Consider the following 20,252-nt stretch of genomic DNA (forward strand, 5'->3'; position numbering starts at 1 on the left):
GGAATTTGGGGTTTCTCTGCTAATTATATTCTATTACCAACATTCCCCAGTACTGCATTTCGGGAATGGTGCAGGTGAGGGTAGAACCGTCTTGCGTAAATGCCAATTCTTCGGATGAACCGTAACGGTAATCCGGTGAAGCGTACCAGACCTTTGTTACTGTTTTGGTTGTTTCAATTTGAAGCGACAGGTTTTTTATTACACGTTGAAAAGGTTGTGTTCCCGATGCATCCCGCCAGTTCAAACTGGTCGCATCCATGTAATTCAACAGGTTGATGATTTGCGTTGAGCCCAAATCTTTTCCGGTTACGGTAACACTTCCGGTTTGCGGCGGCCAGCTGTTGATGTTGATTTGTCCGTCGAGCGAAGTTACCGATGGTGTGTTGAAATCGCCGTTGCCTTGTAGCAGGTTCTCATAGGCAACCTGAAAATCGTAATAGCGAGTCAACGCTTCTTTCAGGTCGGTTCGCATCAGCAGGTTGTCGTTAGGGAAATATTCCTTGCCCAGCATGTGTTCTCCCAATTCCAAATGGCTTCCGCCGAAAGCGAAAATAACGGCATCGGTCATTAAAATCCCGGGCGTATTGAAGTAGCCGGTAGAATTGGCTTTGTCGTAATCCATGTACGCGGCTAAAACAGTTTTAGTTCTTGTACCGCCCATCGTTGTATTATCCTGAATAATTCTGGCCAGATCCTCGTACGTGTCATTGGGTGACCACACTTCCGTGTAGGCAAAGTTGACCGGAGTCGACAGGATATTGGCCTGACCGTATTGATTGACCGCATTCATGACCATCTTTTTGTCCGGGAAACGCTGGTGCAGGGTGTTCAGAAACGAGCTGAAGCCATAAGGTAAATCAGCTTGCTGACCATTATAATCGTATACCGTCCCCTGATCACCTAATTGGTCAACATGCCAACCGTCAAAATTCAGATATTGATAAACCAATCCGACTTGGTTGTCGATGTAGTTTTGCCAGTCGACATTGGCGGGGTTGGCCAGAAAAATATCGCTGATGGCCCAGTTATCATCCAAATCAAACTTTCTAACGGTCTGATGATTTTGATCGGCATACAGCATCCAGGCCGATGAAACGCCATCCGTGGCGTAATCATCCCAGGTCCCGTAGAGCAAATCATAGAACATGGAGGCAATTCCATATTCGTGTGCTTTGTTAATGTAACCTTTCACAACGTCGAACGAGACATCGCGTTTGGCAATATCCTGCCACTCAGCAGCAGGTTGTGAACCATCCATCTTTAAAGGCATGTGATGCTTGTTCTGCCAGTCGTAATATTGAATACCGTTGATATGATATCGTGTGAGTTTTGCCAGTTGTGAATTAATATCATCGGCTGTCACATCACCCGAAAATTCAGAAAGAAAACCGTATCGGGGAAAATGTGTCCAGTCAGAAGAGACATCGACACCAATGCTTCCGTATACCTCTTCCTTTCCATTTACCGTTTCGTACACATCCACCATGTAGCCGGTAAAATCGTTGTCCGGAGCTGTCCATTGCCATGTTTTCCCGGGAAAATCTTCTTCTTTAATAACTTCATTTAAATGACGATATCTGATTTTAGCCGAGGAAGTTAATGTCTTATCGGACGTAAACTGTATCACATCGCCGGGATGATACAAGGCTTTGTCCGTTGAGAGTTTTACCGCAGTGTTGGTCGTCGGATTATCCGGTCCATCAGGTGAAGGAGCCGGCGCTTCCGATTTAGTGCAACCTGCGAGTATAAATACGATAAGTAGGTAATATAGTTTATTAAGGCTTGTCATTTCTGGTTAACTTTCTGAACAACAAATTTCCTAGTTGAAACGCCGTTCGGTTTTAATCAGATTAAAAACTGGCGGAGAGATGAACACTCCGCCAGTTATCAAATTTATTGTTTCTGAATATCAATGGTTAAATCCTGAACATTGAGCGTAAGGGTATATGTTCCCGCATCGGCTGCCGAAATAGTCCACTTACTATCATCCGGATCGCCACCAATGTGACGGTACATTTTGGTCGGGTCATTCGGATCCATCATGTACATATCCTGCCCCCAATCACTATTCCGGTTGACCGGAAATTTGAATTCGCCCTCTCCCAAATCTCCATGGAATGTGAAAATATACCAGTTGTTCGGGTCCTGCGTTAACTCAATCGCGTTGGTGATATCCCATCCAATGGAAGTTGCCGATCCCACAATGTAGAGTTTCAACGGCTCGATAGTAATGGTCATTTTCTTCAAATCAACCATTACGTGGTACTGGTTTTCATTGTAAATCGTCCATTTGTTGTCATCGGGATCTCCTCCGTTGTGTAGATAGATCTTCGTTGAATCGGATGGATCACGCATGTACATATCCTGATTCCAGTCGGTGTTTGTATTCACAGGAATTTTAAACTCTCCGGGAGTCAGAACTCCATCGTAGGTGAACTGGAAGAGATTATCAGGATTTTGCACCATTGGGGTGGCATTTGCAATATCCCAGCCATTTGGCGTGGCATCACCAACCAGGTAGAGCTTATCATATGGAGGACCGGGTTGTTTGGTAATGCTGATCGTCAAATCAACCAGATTCAGTTTCACAATGTATATACCATCTTCTGCAATGGTAAACTGAGCGTCCGGCTGTGTGTCATCTGTCCGGTACACGAGGGTGTTATCATCTTTCCCTTTTTGGTACGAAGGAAGGAACGAACCTAATGTAGTAATGAACTTCAGATTTCCGGCCTTCAATGTTCCCTGGTAGGTGAACGTGGTCGGATCGTTTTCATCCGGTGTCATTTCTATTGCATTGTTGGCGTCCCAGCCGTTAGGCGAAGCATCGCCAATCAGGTAAAGGGTACTGGATACCGGTTCGTAGGGTGTTACCGTGAATTTAATGGGTTCAGTCACATCATCCGGTACATTTTCATTGGCAATTTTAGCAGTGATGCGGGCTTCCAAACTAACGGCTGTACCCGGTTGAATTCCCCAGTAATTCAACAGCAGATCATTCAGTTCTGCCACGGTAAAGTCTCTTTTATATACCGCTTTACCCATGCTGTACGATTTGGCATTGGCAAAACCGTTGCCATCCTGATCGATATCGAGCGTGTAGGAAATGGAACTCCCTGTTCCCTGATTACTGCCGGTTGTCCAGTTAATGCTTACAGCCACGTTGGCGTCATTCTTCTGCGAAAGCACAACATTGTCGGCTGATGTTGATATGGCTACTGGTTCTCCCATAGTAATATTAACCGGCTCGTCCTTGGTACATGAGTTCATCATGAACACCGAGGATATACCTAACAAAACGACCAGCGTCAAATAGCCGATATTTAACCCGGCTCGTTTCCGCTGAAATATATGGATATTGAATTTTTTCATGTTTCATTGATTTAATTGAAAAGGAGCAGAGCATTCCCTGTTGTCAACAAAAGGATAGTTCGAATATAACTCTGTCCTTTTCCTTGAATTACGATTCAGTTTATTCTACACTACTCCACTCTAGTAACCCGGATTTTGCGTCAGGTTCGGGTTGGCATCAATTTCCTTTTGCGGAATAGGCAGCAAGAGGAATTTGCTGGTCGCATTCACTTTACCGATGGAATGCAGGAAGTTCAACCCGTAATCTCCGTTGTCTACACGAATCAAATCAAACCAGCGCTGACCTTCGAATGCCAGCTCCATACGGCGTTCGTGAAGTACTTTTGCTTTGAAATCGGCTTGCGACAAACCGGTAACAGCCGGTAATCCGGCACGGGCTCGTACTTCATTCAGCGGAGCTTCCGCCTCGGTGGTTTTTCCCAAATTGTTCAGTGCTTCGGCTTTCATCAGCAAAACATCGGCATACCGAAGGACCGGGAAATCCATGGGACTATTGTCATATGAAGAAGCAATCGATTTGGGCACCAGGAATTTACGAAGATTGTATCCGGTCGTAGAGTATCCCGGATCGTAATCCATTCCGTCGAACTGAGGACAGCCATCATACAAAATAGTCACATCTTTACGCAGATCGCCAGGTTCGTATGAATCGACAAATTCCTGGGTCGGCTGGTTCCATCCCCAACCGCCGGCTACCATATTGGAGTTGCGCGGACCGGTGAAGGTGCTCAACCACGAGGATTGGTTTTCGTTTGACCAGAAATCTTCACCGGCATTAGCAGTGTACTGAATTTCAAACAACGACTCGACTGAGTTTTTGTTATTTACATCGAAATTGTCGGCGTAATTGGGATTGAGTGCATAACCCAGTGATTCCACTTCGTTTGCCAAAGTAACCACCTTGTCCCATTGTCCAAGCGTCAGGTAAACTTTTGCCAGCAAGCCAGCTGCAGCACCTTTTGACGCACGTCCGATATCGTTTCCTGAATACTCTGAGCGGGGTGGAAGTAACTGTTCTGCATCAGTTAGGTCGGCAATAATCTGCTCGTAGACTTTGGCTTTGTCGGTTCGCTTCGGACGCAGGTCGTCTCCGGGTTCCTGGGGTATCGTAATCAACGGAACATCACCAAAGAACCGAACCAGGATGAAGTAATAGAGTCCACGCAAAAATTTGGCTTCGCCGATGATCCGGTTTTTCAGATCCTTGTCGATGTTCATATCAGGAACTTTCTGCAGGATAATATTGCAACGCAGAATACCGGGAGCCGGTCCACGCCATAAGTCGAGTACGCCGGGATTATCCGTCGTGGTAACGAAATTAGCTTCGTCCTGTGTTTCAATGCCATCGGTTCCGCCACCGGCGCCAACAATGCTGTTACCGGCCATAATATCGGTCGTCCACATGCGCATGTTGTACAACTTCGGCCATTGCAGTGGTTGATAAGCACCGTTGATGGCAGTGATGGCGTCTTCTTTTGTTTGGAAGAAATTCGCCGTATTGATAGAGTCGAGCGGTGCCTTTTCCAGGAAGTCCTTGCTACAGGCAACACTCATGAACGTTACTAATATGAGAATGATATATTTTTTCATGGTTGAATCTTTTTTCACGTTAGAAATTCATGTTGACGCCGAAACTGAATGTTTTGGTCACCGGATACAAGCCATTGTCAATACCGTTAACCGTTCCGGATCCCAGGCCGTTATCCTGTACTTCCGGGTCAAAACCGGTGTAGTTGGTAAGTGTGTAGAGATTTGAACCAGCGAAATAAATTCTCAACTTATTGATTCCCCATTTCGTAGTCAGATTTTCCGGAAGCGTATATCCAAATACCACATTCTTCAACCTCAGGTACGAACCGTCCTCGATCCAGCGGTCGGAAGGGCGTGTGTTCTTGTTAGGGTCGTTGAAAACGGCGCGGGGAACATCTGTTTGATCTCCTTCTTTCTGCCAACGTTTCAGTGTTTCTGTTGTTTGGTTAACCGCAACGGCCATTCCTTCGCTCCAAACACGATTGACATTCAGAATTTTATTCCCTTGCACTCCCTGGAAGAAGATAGAAAGGTCAAATCCTTTGTATGAGAAGGTATTATTCAGTGAGAAGATGAATTTTGGGCTTGGATTTCCCAGATAGGTACGGTCGGCATCATTGATAACGCCGTCACTGTTCAAATCCTTGAAACGAATGTCACCGGCTGAGGTGCGGTTGTAAGGATCCAAACCAGGAACCTGCACGGCATGATTATCAACTTCCTGCTGATTTTGGAAGATTCCATCCGTTACGAAGCCGTAAAATTCGTTGACTGGTTGTCCTTCCGCGATACGCGCTGCCGCAAAATTGAAGTTGAAACTACCAGTGGTCATCGGAATGGAATCATTCAGGTTGGTCACTTTATTTTCATTGTAGGAGATATTGAAATCTGTGTTCCATTTGAAATCACCTTTGTCGATGTTCCGGGAGGAAATTGTTAGCTCAGCTCCCTTGTTCTCCATTTTACCGGCATTGATAGACGGAACGTCTACATCGGAATAACCGGTTGAAATCGGAACCGACATGGGAACCAGCATGTCATTGGTATTCTTCTGATAAACGTCACCAGTGATGTTGATTCGCTGATTCAGAATTGTTGCATCAAACCCCAGGTTGATTTGCTCCTGAGACTCCCATTTCACATTGGGATTGGGCATCATCCTCGGCACAACGGCACTGACAATGTTATCGTTGAAGTTATATTTTACCGTCTCCAGTTTCGAGGCAAAAGAATAGTTTCCGATTTCCTGGTTTCCGGTAAAGCCGATACCTGCCCGAATCTTCAAATCATCAACAAAATGGATGTTTTGAAAGAAATTCTCCTGCGAAATACGCCATGCAACCGAACCTGACGGGAAGATACCCCATTTGTTTCCGGAACCAAACCGGGATGATCCATCGCGACGAACGGTGGCAGTAACGAGGTATTTGTCTGCGTAGTTGTAATTCACCCGCGCCATGTAGGAGAGAAGCGACCATTCAGAAGCATTCCCGTCAAGGGTCACCTGGTCGGTTCCGTTGGCCAGTTGCTGCGTCAGATCGCTGGCAAAGTTCTGAATGGAACCTTTCATGAAATCAAAGCGGTTTTCCTGGGCACTTGTTCCCACCATAGCCGTCAGATGATGCACATCTTTGAACGTTTTGTTGTAAGTAAGTGTGTTATCCCAAACCCAGGTAATGTTCTTGTTGGAAGATTGATACAAATAAGACTGATCCTGTGGATTGGGTTTCCAGTCATATTGGGGAGACCAGGTCCGGTCGTACCAGAAATTGGCTTCCAAACCGGCATTCGATTTCAGCACCAAGCCATCCAGCAAGGTGATTTCGGCATAAACTGCACCCCGAACGTTGTATCCTTTTGTGGAATTATCAATCAACTTAGCTGTACCAACCGGGTTACGAATATCACCATCCCATGACGGACGCCCTTCCGGACCTGCATAGGTTCCATCTGCGTTATAAATTGGTTGCGTTGGCAATGCTTTAATGGTGTTACCGATGTTGTAGTCACCTTTGGATTTGATGTCGTGATTCAACGTGAGCCGGTTACCGAATTTGACATTCTTGAATACCTGCGATTCACTGTTAAACTGGACCGTGTAACGCTTGTAGTTGGTATTCAGAACAATTCCGTCCTGGTTCAGAATATTTCCGGATACGTAATAATTTGACTTATCGCTTCCGCCTGAATAGGAGACAGAAAGATTATTCATCCCGGCAGGACTAAAAACAGCTCCCAGCCAATCGGTTCCTTTTCCCAGGGAAGATGGATTGGCATACGCAGGATTTTGTTCCAAACCTGCATTGGCCATCATGTCGTTGTGGAGTGCAGCAAATTGTGACGCATCCAGCACTTTAATCATGTTGGTCGCTTCCTGAATGCTGTAGCTATAATCAACATTTATCTGGCCTTTGCCGGACTCGCCCTTCTTGGTGGTAATAATGACGACTCCGTTCGCACCTCGTGAACCATAAATCGCGGTAGCAGAAGCGTCTTTCAAAATCTGAACAGTCGAAATGTCATTCATATTTAACTGGTTGAGTCCGCTTGTTGTGGGAACTCCGTCGATGACCAGCAATGGGTTGTTGTTGTTAATGGTTCCCATACCACGAATGCGAATGGTCGCATCGCTTCCGGGCGCACCTTGCGAGATAACCTGAACACCGGCTGCACGTCCCTGCAAGGCATCGCTGACGCTTGGCACGGGAAGTGATTCTATGTCCTGTGTTTTCACGGTAACGATAGAACCTGTCAGATCCTTCTTCTTCTGATAACCATAACCTACGGCAACTACTTCGTCCAGACCGATGGTTTGTTCCTGCATGATAACATTCAATGTAGGCTCACCGGTAGGAACAATTTCTTTGGTTTTCATTCCTACGAAAGAGAATACCAATGTGCTTCCGGCCGGAACATCAGCCATACTGTAATTTCCGTTAAAATCGGTGATGGTTCCGTTGGTTGTGCCTTTAATAACAATGGTAACGCCGGGAATCGGCTCTCCTTTGGGGTTGGTCACTTTTCCTTTTAGTGGATGTGCCTGTTGTTGCTTTGTGCCTGAGGGCTCGCCGTTGCTGCCTTTCGGAAAGAGGACGATGCGCCGGTCGATGATTTTGTAGTTAATATTCTTTCCTTCAAACAACCGGTTCAAAACGTCTTCAATGTTACTCTCATTCGCATTGATGCTAACCCGATCATTCAACTGAATCTGGTCGGCATTGTAAAAAAAGACAAACTGTGTTTGCTGTTCAATCTGATTCAAAGCATTTTCCAGCGTTGTGTTTTCGAGGTTAACCGAAAGTCGGGTTTCCTGCGAATAGACACTGGCCGAAACCTGCATCAGACTCATTAGAAGAATGACGAACGTTAGTCGCATAATTAACCATAGTTTAATCATGCCATTCCGCGGAAAGGCAAGCAATCGAAACTTTTTTTTCATAGATTTGTAATGCTAAGTTCTACAAATGAATAGCTCCAACTATTCGTTTAATTTAACAGCCGGGAAGTGCTCCAACATTTCCCGGTTTTATTGTTTTATTTCCGTTCAATCCATATATCAGTGCTGTCGCGTTGTACTTTGATGGGAATCGTTAGATTGACCAAATCAAAGAACTTTTCAATTTTATCGTCCTTGTAGGCGGCTCCCGAGAAGACTTCTTTGCCCAGTTCTGCATCCCGAAAGTGTATGTTTACTTTGTACATCCGCTCCAACGTTTTCGCTATCTCGTTTAACGGTTGCCGGTTAAAATGATATTCGCCGGTTCGCCAGGTGGTCACCAAATTGGTGTTGGCTTGTATCACATTGTCCTTTCCTGTGCTCTTATCGTATCGCCACTGTTCGCCGGGCTTGAGCATCACCGGTGTTTCTTTTTGCGGAATATCTTTAATTTCCACAACTCCTTTCAATAGCGTGGTTTCTGTTCGGTTGTCTTCCGGATATGCTCGTACATCAAACTGTGTCCCCAGCACGTTGACACTCATATCGGGCGTGATGACCCGGAATACGCGTGATTTATTATGCGTCACTTTAAAATAGGCTTCTCCAACCAATTCGATTTCCTGTAGTTTTTTGTCGGGCGAAATGTGGTATTTCAGTTTGGAATCGTAATTCAGCGCCACAAACGTTCCGTCGGGAAGCGTTACCTCCGATTGCTGTCCACGCGGTGTTTTGAATTCAATGACCTGGGCTTGCCTATCACCAGATGAGAAGAAGTGCTTTTCGCCAAGCAAATAGCTCGCTACTCCCAGGATAATTAGTATTGAAGCTGCTGCTGCAATACGGGGAAGTCGCCTGATGGTAAAGCCAGATGAACTTGAACGGCGGAAGATCTCAAGGGACTCGTGCTTGATTTTTTGGAAATCTTTTTCTCCAATATGTGAGTGGTCAATTTCTCTTCTTTTCCATTTCAGCACATAGCCAATCAGCATGGCCAATGCCGATTCTTTGTCCTTTGTTTTCTCTTCCGGAAATTTCTTTAAAGAATCCTTCGTCAGGCTTTCCTTAAATTGCTTGTCAAACAAATGATCAGAGGTTTCCTTCTTCATGGTGTTCGTATTGCTCTTTGTAAGAAAAAGCAGTTACGCTCAGAATATACCCCTGACTATTTCATGCTGTAGAACATGTTTTGCAGAAAATGTGATTGGAGACAGGAACAACTAGTTTTGCAATAGAAAGGACATCAGCGGATTGCTGTCTGCAGAAATAATAAAATGGATTCCGAAGAAGTATCTAATATTTTTTTCAGCTTAGCTATCGCTTTCTGAACACTGTTGCCAACCGATTGATAATTCACCTGCATTACTTCCGCCACCTCTTTATTCGACAGGTTTTTATAAAATTTCAGGTAAATGGTTTCTTTCAGACGAGGAGGAAGTTGATTGAGCGCATCAGCTACCAAATCAAGGCGAAGCTCTTTTTCTTCCGGATTAACTTCCGTTGAATAACTCAACCGGAACGCGTCGATACGTTCATCATCCAGTTCTGTTTCGGTTATTCTGTGAGACTTCCGGATGTTGGCAAAAATCTTTATCCGCAGAGATTTCAGCAAGTAAAAAAGGATGTTGTCAGTGGGAGAGAGCCGATCCTTTTTTCGGGCCAATTCAAAAAAAACATCCTGGATGCTATCGCGAACCAAAAACTCATCGGACGTGAAACGCTGTCCGTACTCACACAACGCCAGGTGGTACGTGTCGAAAATGTAGGAAAAGGCTTCTTCATCACCACGTTTAAAGCGCTCCCAGATTTCTGCATCCAGATTTCGTTGCATAGGTTTCAATGTCGCATCCCCAAGTTTAGTGGTGGTACAAAACTAACTGAAATTTTTCAATCCGGTTACAGGCCTGTTTTATTCTCCCTTCCGAAAAATGAGTAAGCGTTAAGGTTGCATACGGCATTTTTCCTTCCGGGAAGAGGAGTTATCCTGTTGCAAAGCTTGTATCTTTGCATGCCGGGGTCATTTCTTTGCCGACGGAGTAGTTTTCGTGCCTCGTTGAGTTCATTTCTCTGAAGACGGAGTAGTTTGCGCGACTCGCCGAGTTCATTTCTTTACCGCCAACTGACTTTGCGACAGTCGGCGCTGCCATTGCGTCAGTCGCCAGGTACTTTGCGCGAAGCTCGGAGTAGTTTGCATCATTCGGTTTGTTCTTTGCATGAGTGGCGGTGTAGTTTGCATCAAAACCCGCTATTTCGCGACAGCGGGAAAATGGGGTGAACAAAAAAAGCTTCCCGTTTCGGAGAAGCTTTTCTGAAAAGTGACTGAGCTGGGGCTCGAACCCAGGACCCACGCCTTAAAAGGGCGTTGCTCTACCAGCTGAGCTACTCAGTCATCCTTTGTAGTACCCTTGTTTTTCAAAGGCGGTGCAAATATACGGTCATTTTTCTTTTATGCAAAAGATGAAACACAAAAAATTGACGCAGATTGACCAATGATTTTGTGTTCTGATGTTATTCTTCTGAAACCCATTCAATTCCCATTGGCGCGCAATGTAAACTCACCGGTAACATTTTCAGTTTTGATGGTAAATTTCCAGTTGCCGGTAAATTCTGAGTGGTTTTCTTTCACATTGACTACACGCGACCAGCTGGCATAATTTCCGTTTTTCATGTGTATGCTGGCCATTTTATTTCCATTGGGCGTCAACAGCTCGATTTCCATATTGCCAATGGTGCTGTGTCCGTTAATCGACAGTTCCAGTTGATCGACTTTTCGGTTCACCCGGAATTCAATCTCTTTCTGTGATGTGTTGTTGTGAAGTTTCTGGTGTTCCTGTACCAGATTGCCTGGCTCGGCTTCCTGACCGGAGGTTTGCTTCATTTCATCCCGCATGTCTTTCATCGCTGATTCCATTTTTTTGTGGAATTTCTCGGCCTGCTTCTGAATTTCAGCATGCGGATCCTGTGCTTTTGCAAATAGGAATATGGCCATAAGCGGGAACATTAAAATGATTTGTTTCACGTGCTTGCTTTTTATGGTTACACAATTGCTGGTTGGGGCTAAAATAATAATCTAAAAATACAACGGATTCAGGTCGATTAAAAGTATGTCCCTTCTTTTTATCCCACATTTAAACTTGCAAAAACGACCGGTTTGCGAAAAAAGCATACTTTTGTTTACCATAAAACAAACCGGTAGAAGACAGTTCCGGTTTCCTAATTTTCGGATTTTTGTACAATGAAAAATAAGGTGGTAATTATTACCGGAGCTTCCTCGGGGATTGGACGAGCACTGGCTGTGGAATTTGCTTCACGAGGAGCAAAACTAGTTTTGGGAGCACGCAGGACTGATCGTTTACAGGAACTGGAACAAGAGCTTCCGGGTACTGAAATTCTTTCGGTTAAAACCGATGTTTCGGTCGAGGAGGAGTGTAAAAAACTGATAGAACAAGCTGTTTCACACTTTGGCCACATCGACATACTGATTAACAATGCGGGCATTTCCATGCGGGCCAATTTTCAGGACATGGACCTGGAAGTGATGCATAAGGTGATGGATGTGAACTTCTACGGGACAGTTTATTGCACCAAATATGCTTTGCCCTATTTGCTGGAAAGCAAAGGTTCGCTGGTTGGAGTGATTTCCATCGCTGGCCATGTGGGCCTACCGGGAAGGACTGCTTATTCGGCTTCGAAGTTTGCCGTTCGCGGATTTTTGGATACTGTTCGCATCGAGAACCTGAAGAAAGGGTTGCATGTATTGGTAGCCGCTCCGGGCTTTACTGCTTCCGAAGTAAGAAAATCGGCGCTTACCGCAAATGGAACTGCACAGGGCGAAACTCCGCGTAAAGAGGAGAAAATGATGACTTCGGAAGAGTGTGCCCTGCACATTGCCAACGCGGTGAAAAAACGGAAGCGGCAGTTGATTCTCACTTTCGTGGAAGGAAAATTTACCGTTTTCCTGGGCAAGTTTTTCCCTTCGCTGCTCGACAAGTTAACCTTTAATCACATGGCCAAAGAGCCTGATTCACCTATCAAGTAAAGCAATATGTATTCATTCGATACCCAATACCGGGTTTGTTACGGCGACACCGACAAAATGGGCGTGGTTTATTATGGCAATTATCCTCGCTTCTACGAAATCGGGCGAACCGATATGATTCGCGAAATCTACAAATCGTACCGGTTACTCGAGGAGGAGGATAAGATTTTTCTTCCCGCGCGGTCGCTTCATATTAATTACCACAAACCGGCTTATTACGACGAGTTGCTGACGATTCGTACCGTTATTAAGGAAATGCCCAAAGTGAAGTTTCCGTTGGTCTCTGAAATTTTCAACGAGGCTGGGGAATTGATCAACGAAGGGAAAGTGGTACTGGCTTTCATGGATTTTAATACAGGCCGGCCGTGTAAAATTCCGGATCAATTTGAAGAAATTCTTCGCGAAAGGCTGGGAGAATAATCAGTCGAACCGCAGATAGATAAACGAAGCTACGGCAAAAACGATGATCATGATGCCGACGATTTTGTTGGCCCACCACAGCATGTGAAGATTAATTTTGTGCCGGAACAGATTTACCAGGCCGGTTAACACAAACCACCAACTCGATGCCCCGCCAAATACGCCGGTAATAATCATCAAGGATTTAATCGGCGCTGACAGTTTTAATGCCAGTCCCGAGCCGGCAAATACGGCAATAAAAACAAAGACGGCCATCGGGTTGGAAACGGTCAGTAGCAACGTAAAAAGGTAATCCTGTAAGTAAGTTGAACCTTTCTTCTTGAACTTTTGCAACTCCTGCGACGGGTTGGATTTGAAGATGTGCAGTCCGAGGAGAATAAGGATAATCGCACCTGAAATTTCGAAATAGATGGAGTGTGCCGTGATGAAATCGATAATCATCGTCATACTGAAACCGGCTATAATTGCATAGATCGTATCAGACGTTGCTGCTCCCAGCCCCGACGACATACCGGAACGCCAGTTTTTGTTCACTGTACGTTGTATGCAAAGCATTCCGATTGGTCCTAGGGGAACGGAGACAGCAATTCCAATAATGAATCCTTTCCAGATTAATTCCAGTTCCATGGCCGCAAAATTAAGTTAAAAATTGTTACACCTCCCGATTTCGTTGGTTAAAAATGAGTCTATGTTTGTGGACAAATATTCTGTTTTTAAAAGAATTTAAAATAAGTTTATGGCTTCCGTTCGGATACTCATAATCTGCTTCATACAATAAGCAGAAAAACTAATGGCAAATCCAGTGTTATGAAGAATCTCTTGCTACTTACCCTATTGTTTATGTTTAGTTTACAGCCTTCTTTCTCGCAGGAAACTTTAAAGCTTTGGCCTGATGGTGTTCCCGGTCCCAATGTTTCGCCCAAACCTGAAGAGGTATTTGATAGCGTGCGGGTCCGTTATGTTTCGGAACCAACGCTGACGGTTTATCTTCCGGAAAAGGAAAAAAACAGCGGAACGGCTGTGGTTATATGCCCCGGAGGAGGTTATTGGATTGAGGCCATGGATCACGAGGGATATGATTTTGCGAAATATTTGCAGAAACATGGAATTGCCGGCATCGTATTGAAGTACCGTTTGCCGTATGGTCATCCAACGATTCCGTTGCAGGATGCACAGCATGCCATCCGCACCGTGAGAGCTAATGCAAAAAAATGGGGCATCGACCCGAATAAAGTAGGAATTGCCGGCTTCTCGGCCGGAGGACACCTGGCATCGACTGCTGAGACACATTTCGACGATGGAAAGCTGGATGCTTCGAATCCAATAGCGAGGAAAAGTTGTCGTCCCGATTTTGCCATTCTGGGTTACCCGGTAATTACCATGAATAAAGCCTGGACACACATGGGATCACGGGAAAATTTACTCGGGAAGAATCCGTCAAAGGAATTGGTTAAAAAATATTCGAACGAACTGCAGGTAACGCCGCAAACGCCGCCTACTTTTATTTTCCTGGCGGATGACGACGATGTTGTTCCTCCTAAAAACAGCGTTGAGTTTTATATGGCTCTGAGGAAAAACAAGGTGCCGGCTGAGATGCATATTTTCGCAGAAGGCGGGCACGGCTTTGGAATGCACATTAGTGGAAAACCACACGACCAATGGCGAAATTTGGTCATCGATTGGATGCGCGTCCGTAAATTGATTCCTTAAATATGGAGAACCTGTTCAAACTCCCATCTTATTGCTAAGTTTATTATTCTATGTTGTCTGATACACATCCTCAAAAAGTTATAAATCATTGTCCCCGTTGTGGTTCAAGCCAGTTTAAAAGTAGGGAAGAGGGTATCTCTTTTTCCTGCGAAGATTGCGGATTCGTTTATTTTGTCAATAGTTCGGCTGCGGTGGCTTGCCTTATTTTTAATTCGAAAGGCGAGTTGATGCTTTCGCGAAGAGCGATTGAACCAAACCACGGAATGCTGGACTTGCCGGGAGGATTTGTTGATGTGATGGAAACCGCAGAAGAGGCGGTTCGAAGAGAAATCAACGAAGAGTTGGGAATTGCAGTTACCGGTTTGCAGTATCTCACGTCCTTTCCCAACGAATATGTCTTTTCGGGCTACAGCGTTTTTACGCTCGACATGGCTTTTGTTTGCCGGGTCGATGACCTCGCTTCTGCCCATCCCAAAGACGATATTTCAGCCATCGAATTTTACGATGTGAAAACTGTTCCGTTCCAGGAATTGTGTTCCGACAGCATGCGAAATATTATTGAGTTCTATCTTGAAAATAAAATAAAATGACTGTACCAGAACGTCTTGCTGCTGCAAGAGATTTGATGAAACAGCGTGGAATCGATGCGTGGATTATCTCCGGCACCGATCCGCACATGAGTGAATATCTTCCAAAACATTGGTATACAAGAGAGTGGATATCCGGATTTACCGGCTCCTACGGAAAGGTTGTCGTTACTCAGGAAGAAGCTATTCTGTCTACCGATTCGCGTTACTTTTTACAGGCAGAAGAGCAATTGGCTGGAACCGGTATTCAGTTGGTGAAGGATCTCCGCCAGCCGGGCGACGCGCCTTACATCGGTTGGCTGAAAAAAGCGCTTCCGGAGGGAAGTAAAGTTGCCATTAACGGACTGACAATTTCGGTAAGAGAAAAACGTAGCCTGGAAGCTTCATTGGGTGCGAAGGGCATTACTTTGGATATTACCATTGATCTGGTCAGCGAACTATGGGAGAACCGACCATCTCTTCCCAACTCGCCGGCTTATGAGTTGATGCCCGAGTTTGCCGGTACTTCCCGCAAGGAAAAACTGGCAATGCTGCGAAATAGTCTGCTGGAAAAAGAGGCGGACGGAATGGTGATAACGGCTCTGGATGAGTTAGCTTGGGTTTTCAATCTTCGTGGTAGCGATATCGACTACAATCCGGTTTTTGTCGGATACGGATATATCGACAGGGAAGAGGCGCATCTTTTTGTTCCGGAAGGAAAGATTGACAGTGCATTAAGTGAAAAGTTGGAGTCGGAAGGCATTCGCATCGGTGGTTATGACGAATTTCTCTCTTTCGTGAAGAATGTAGCGGATAAAACGTTGTTGATCGATCCATCCCGAACCAGCGCTTTGTTGTTCGAGTCGGTTCCGAAATCGTGCCGAATCGTAGAAGCTTCATCTTTAGCTAATTTGCTGAAGTCTGTTAAAGGACCGATCGAAATAGAAGGAATGAAAAAGGCGCATGTTCGCGACGGCGCTGCCATGGTGAATTTTCTGTATTGGCTGGAAAATCACCTGGGAAAAGAGAAAATAACCGAGCTGACAGTCGACGGCAAACTAAGGGAATTCAGGGCTGAACAGGATTTGTTTGCCGGCGAAAGTTTCCATTCCATTGTAGGGTATGCCGACCACGGTGCGGTTGTTCATTATAGTGTGACCGAAGAAACCGATAAGGAAGTACAGCCCGAAGGCTTCTTGCTCATCGATTCTGGCGGCCAATACCTCGATGGCACGACGGATATTACCCGGACAGTTGCCGTTGGTCCGCTTTCAGAACAACAGAAACTGGATTTTACACTGGTGCTAAGGGGAATGATTGGTTTAAGCATGGCTCGCTTTCCGGAAGGGACTCGTGGTGTTGCACTCGATATTTTAGCGCGAAAGCCATTGTGGGATAACGATATGGACTATGGTCATGGAACGGGACATGGCGTCGGACATTTTCTGAATGTGCACGAGGGACCAATGAGCATCCGGCAGGACCTGAATCCGGAAATTATCCGGCCGGGACAGATTTTGTCGAACGAGCCTGGCATATACAAAACTGGTCAGTATGGTATCCGGACGGAGAATATGATTCTTTGTGTCCCCGGAAATGAGTCGGAGTTTGGCCAATTTCTGAAATTTGAAACATTGACTCGTTGTCCGATTGATACGAGTGCTGTGATTCCAGAATTGTTGACAACGGAAGAGCGTGAGTGGCTGAATGATTATCACCACGCTGTTTTGCAGGAAGTCGGACCACTGGTTTCTACTCCGGTAAGAGAATGGCTGACAGCCAAATGTGCACGAATCTGACATCTTAATTTTTATTATTGATTGTGTAAATCATTCTGAATATGAGGAGATTTTTCGTGGTCATCATCCTGCTGGTAAGCAGTTTGACTTCGTATGGTCAATACTACGTTAACGGGCAGGATCCTGCTTCGATTCACTGGCGGCAAATCAATACACCGAATTTCCAGGTAATTTACCCGGATGATTTTGAGCAGAAGGCTCAGCAGGTGGCTTATATCCTGGAAAAGGTTTATGGCTATGCCAGTGAAACGCTGGAACATCAACCAAGAAAAATCTCTGTCATTTTACATACGAAAACCGTTCATGCCAATGGTTTTGCCGCCTGGGCACCTGCCCGGGTCGAAATGTTCCCTACGCCATCGCAGGATATTTATCCACAGAAATGGCTGGAACAGTTGGCGATTCACGAGTTCCGGCATGTGGTGCAGATTGATAAAATCGGTGAGGAGCTGCCCGGTATTTTTAAGGTAATTCTCGGTCAGCAGGCTGCAGCTGCAGTCGTTGGTGCTTATTTACCTTTCTGGTTTCTGGAAGGTGATGCCGTTTCCACGGAAACAGCGCTTTCACACGCTGGTCGGGGACGCCTTCCTTCTTTCGAAATGCCGCTAAGGGCGCAGGTTTTGCAAAAAAAGATCTATTCATACGACAAAGCTTATCTCGGTTCGTATAAGAATTTTATTCCTGATCATTATGAATTGGGTTACCAACTAGTGGCTGGAGCCCGCAGCCGCTACGGTGCCGATGTGTGGGCCGGCGTGCTGGACCGTGTTGCCAGGCAGCCTTTGTCGCTGACGGCTTTCGATAAGGGACTGAAACTGGCTACCGGAGAGAACAAGATTGGCTTGTATCACGAAATATTCGACAGACTGAAAGCCAAGTGGCAACATCAGGATAGCTTGAACGAGTTGACCCCGGTTCAGGTTCTTTCGGCTAAGCCAAAGTATTTTACGAGTTATCGTTATCCGTATTATGTGAATGATTCGACGGTCGTTGCTCTGAAAACTTCTATCGATGATATCGACCGGTTTGTTTTGCTTGAACCAAGTGGAAAAGAACGGAAGTTAGTAGCGCCAGGCCCGTGGTTTCGCGAATCGGTGACATACGGAAACAACCGGATTTACTGGGTCGAACAGAAATCGGATGTCCGCTGGCAACATCGTGAATTTTCGTTGCTCCGCGTATATGATATCAATCGGGGAATGGTTTGGCAACGCCGTTACCACGAAAAAGTGCTGGCTCCTTCCGTTTCCAGGGATGGTAAACATTTGTGTGCCGTGGAAGTGGGGTGTGCGAACCAGAGTTCTATTCTGTTGCTTTCGCCGGAAAATGGTGATATCATCAAATCGTTTCCGGCTCCTGACGGGCAATTGTTTCTGACACCTTCGTGGAGCCAGGACGGGAAACATATTTTCACGGTAGTGTTAGGCGACAAAGGGAAGACACTCGCCGAGCTGAATGTAGCGACCGGCAAACTCAAAACATTGATGCCTTTTTCGTATGTGGAAATCCGCAGGCCGGTGCAACAGGGGAATTACCTATTCTATGCTTCGGCTCAAACGGGGATCGACAATATTTTCGCATTGGATCTAAAGACCGGTGAAAACTTCCAGGTAACGTCTTCGCGTTTTGGTATCCGGGATATTCAGTTTTCTCCGAACGGAAAGAAACTATTGTATGCCGATTATTCTGCTAATGGTTTCCGGGCGATTCAGGCAAACGAGAAATCATTGCTTTGGAAGAGTTCGCCACAGCAGGAAGAGGTGCATATGGAACCGGCACAGACGATTGCCCGGCAGGGACCGGGGGCTGTGCAACTGGATGAGCCGGATTCGGCTTTATATCCATCAACAAAATACAGTAAGCTGGGACATCTTTTCAATATTCACAGTTGGGCACCGGTTTATGTGAACACGACGGATTACACGATTCATCCCGGAGTGTCGATCATGTCGCAGAATAAGCTGAGCAGCATGATTGCGCAGTTTGGTTACGATTACTCGGTGAATGACAAAGAGGGTAAGTGGTATGCAAACCTCGAGTATGAAGGTTGGTTCCCGATTTTTAAACTGGAGACTAGTTTCGGAAAACAAAAATCGCAGTATTACCAGGTAACCAATTATACCAATCAGGCCGGCCAGGTGGTCCGGTCGGATACTTCGCTGGTCGATTTTTCCTGGAATCAGTGGAACATCGATCTGGATGCCCGGATTCCGCTGGATTTGTCGAGAGGGAAATGGTACCGGCTCCTTCAGCCCGAAGCAAAAATGGAGTTCACGGGTATTCAGCACAATTCGACTACGCCTTCCCAGTTTTTCTCGGGCAGCATTGTACCGATTACTTACCGGCTGTATTTTCATAACTTACTCCGGCAGAGTATGCGGGATTTGCAGCCTCACTGGGGACAGATCGTGGATTTCAGTTTTCGGCACACGCCTTTTGGCAATTTGGATTATGGAACGGCCTGGTCGGCTGAGGGATATGAATACCTTCCCGGATTTTTCCGCCACCATGGCATCCGGGTGTATGGTGGTTACCAGCGGAAGGAGCTATCGGCAACCGGCAATATGTTGTCAGACCTGATTTTGTACCCGCGCGGTTACAAGAGTTTTTCCAACCGGCAGTTGTTTACACTTCGAACGGACTATACGCTGCCGTTGCTGTACCCGGACTGGAACCTGGGACGGTGGATTTACCTGAAGCGAATCAACCTGCGCGGTTTTTATGATTATGGATGGACAGAGGCACTTGCTTCTCAAAACAACCAAATAATCAACTATAATTTTAGTTTTAAATCATACGGGGCTGAAGTAACAACCAATTGTCATTTCCTTCGTTTCAAGGCGCCGGCCAACCTGGGAGTCAGGTATAGTTACATGCCCGATTTAAATGACTACCGTTTCGATGTACTTTTCTCCATTAATTTTTCAGCACTGTAATTTTTGAAAAAGAATCTAAACCGAGAGCTGTTTATTTCCTCTTGATGAACAGCTCATCTTTTTTAAAGCCGCTGTCATCCGAAGGTTGATTTATTGATTCCTGCTCCTCAAAATCTGCATCATTACCGGGAAAGCATATAAACATGCAATTCTCAACAGGTTTATAACACTTAAATCACATTGTATCGAGCTGATTATACGTTAATTAATATCTAAACAGATAGAGAGAAAACGGTTTCCAAATAAGAGCTTCAAGCCGTTTGAGTTGCCAGTTTGCTTAAATTCCCACTTATCGATTCGGTTGACACCTTGAAACCGGATTTCCTTTCCTGAAAACACACCATTTACGGTTTACAAGAAACAATTCCCGTATTCAGACTTGCTGTTCTCCAACATAAGCATAGAAGACAAATGTCAACCAGACGTATGAATACATATGTAAAC

General features: G+C 45.5%; 14 protein-coding genes and 1 tRNA gene. 6 read left to right on the top strand and 9 right to left on the bottom strand.

Going from position 1 to position 20,252, the window contains the following annotated elements; genetic code table 11:
- Window positions 1–19 precede the first annotated feature (19 nt).
- From AC060N_RS09715 to AC060N_RS09750, 8 genes are all read right to left on the bottom strand, one after another.
- A complete protein-coding gene (locus tag AC060N_RS09715) occupies window positions 20–1,789 on the bottom strand; it encodes an endo-dextranase (RefSeq protein WP_479526919.1) in 1,770 nt (589 codons plus the stop codon).
- Window positions 1,790–1,893: 104 nt separating this feature from the next.
- Window positions 1,894–3,372 carry a SusE domain-containing protein gene (locus AC060N_RS09720; protein WP_479526920.1) on the bottom strand — a complete coding sequence of 493 codons (1,479 nt, stop codon included), beginning with the start codon at window positions 3,370–3,372 and terminating at the stop codon, window positions 1,894–1,896.
- A 120-nt stretch (window positions 3,373–3,492) separates the two neighbouring features.
- Complete coding sequence (locus AC060N_RS09725) at window positions 3,493–4,962, bottom strand: RagB/SusD family nutrient uptake outer membrane protein (protein ID WP_479526921.1); 1,470 nt, start codon at window positions 4,960–4,962, stop codon at window positions 3,493–3,495.
- A gap of 19 nt (window positions 4,963–4,981) precedes the next feature.
- Window positions 4,982–8,278 carry a TonB-dependent receptor gene (locus AC060N_RS09730; protein WP_479526922.1) on the bottom strand — a complete coding sequence of 1,099 codons (3,297 nt, stop codon included), beginning with the start codon at window positions 8,276–8,278 and terminating at the stop codon, window positions 4,982–4,984.
- A gap of 158 nt (window positions 8,279–8,436) precedes the next feature.
- Complete coding sequence (locus tag AC060N_RS09735) at window positions 8,437–9,447, bottom strand: FecR family protein (protein ID WP_479526923.1); 1,011 nt, start codon at window positions 9,445–9,447, stop codon at window positions 8,437–8,439.
- Window positions 9,448–9,581: 134 nt separating this feature from the next.
- Window positions 9,582–10,169, bottom strand: coding sequence for an RNA polymerase sigma factor (locus AC060N_RS09740; RefSeq protein WP_479526924.1), 588 nt, complete (start codon window positions 10,167–10,169; stop codon window positions 9,582–9,584).
- A 485-nt stretch (window positions 10,170–10,654) separates the two neighbouring features.
- Window positions 10,655–10,727: transfer RNA gene (locus AC060N_RS09745), tRNA-Lys, on the bottom strand.
- 138 nt (window positions 10,728–10,865) lie between these two features.
- A complete protein-coding gene (locus AC060N_RS09750; protein ID WP_479526925.1) occupies window positions 10,866–11,327 on the bottom strand; it encodes a hypothetical protein in 462 nt (153 codons plus the stop codon).
- Window positions 11,328–11,573: 246 nt separating this feature from the next.
- Between AC060N_RS09750 and AC060N_RS09755 the strand changes: the two genes are divergently transcribed.
- Together AC060N_RS09755 and AC060N_RS09760 are read left to right on the top strand one after the other, a co-directional pair.
- Window positions 11,574–12,377 carry an SDR family oxidoreductase gene (locus AC060N_RS09755; protein ID WP_479526926.1) on the top strand — a complete coding sequence of 268 codons (804 nt, stop codon included), beginning with the start codon at window positions 11,574–11,576 and terminating at the stop codon, window positions 12,375–12,377.
- Window positions 12,378–12,383: 6 nt separating this feature from the next.
- A complete protein-coding gene (locus AC060N_RS09760; protein ID WP_479526927.1) occupies window positions 12,384–12,797 on the top strand; it encodes an acyl-CoA thioesterase in 414 nt (137 codons plus the stop codon).
- Here the strand turns inward: AC060N_RS09760 and AC060N_RS09765 are convergent, their stop codons facing one another.
- Window positions 12,798–13,424 carry a LysE family translocator gene (locus tag AC060N_RS09765; RefSeq protein WP_106542755.1) on the bottom strand — a complete coding sequence of 209 codons (627 nt, stop codon included), beginning with the start codon at window positions 13,422–13,424 and terminating at the stop codon, window positions 12,798–12,800. It lies immediately after the preceding gene.
- 180 nt (window positions 13,425–13,604) lie between these two features.
- Here AC060N_RS09765 and AC060N_RS09770 point away from each other — a divergent pair, with 180 nt between their 5' ends.
- The 4 genes from AC060N_RS09770 to AC060N_RS09785 are packed head-to-tail and all read left to right on the top strand — an operon-like array spanning window position 13,605 to window position 19,808.
- The gene (locus tag AC060N_RS09770; RefSeq protein ID WP_479526928.1) at window positions 13,605–14,507 is read left to right on the top strand and encodes an alpha/beta hydrolase; all 903 of its coding nucleotides are present in this window, start codon (window positions 13,605–13,607) and stop codon (window positions 14,505–14,507) included.
- Between the two features lie 50 nt (window positions 14,508–14,557).
- Complete coding sequence (locus tag AC060N_RS09775) at window positions 14,558–15,097, top strand: NUDIX hydrolase (RefSeq protein ID WP_479526929.1); 540 nt, start codon at window positions 14,558–14,560, stop codon at window positions 15,095–15,097.
- Entirely contained in the window at window positions 15,094–16,872 is a 1,779-nt protein-coding gene (locus AC060N_RS09780; protein ID WP_479526930.1) for an aminopeptidase P family protein, read from the top strand. Before AC060N_RS09775 ends, AC060N_RS09780 begins: the two co-directional genes overlap by 4 nt.
- 41 nt (window positions 16,873–16,913) lie before the next feature.
- Window positions 16,914–19,808 carry a hypothetical protein gene (locus AC060N_RS09785; protein ID WP_479526931.1) on the top strand — a complete coding sequence of 965 codons (2,895 nt, stop codon included), beginning with the start codon at window positions 16,914–16,916 and terminating at the stop codon, window positions 19,806–19,808.
- Window positions 19,809–20,252 lie beyond the last annotated feature (444 nt).

The organism is Prolixibacter sp. DSM 2831 (assembly GCF_056493735.1).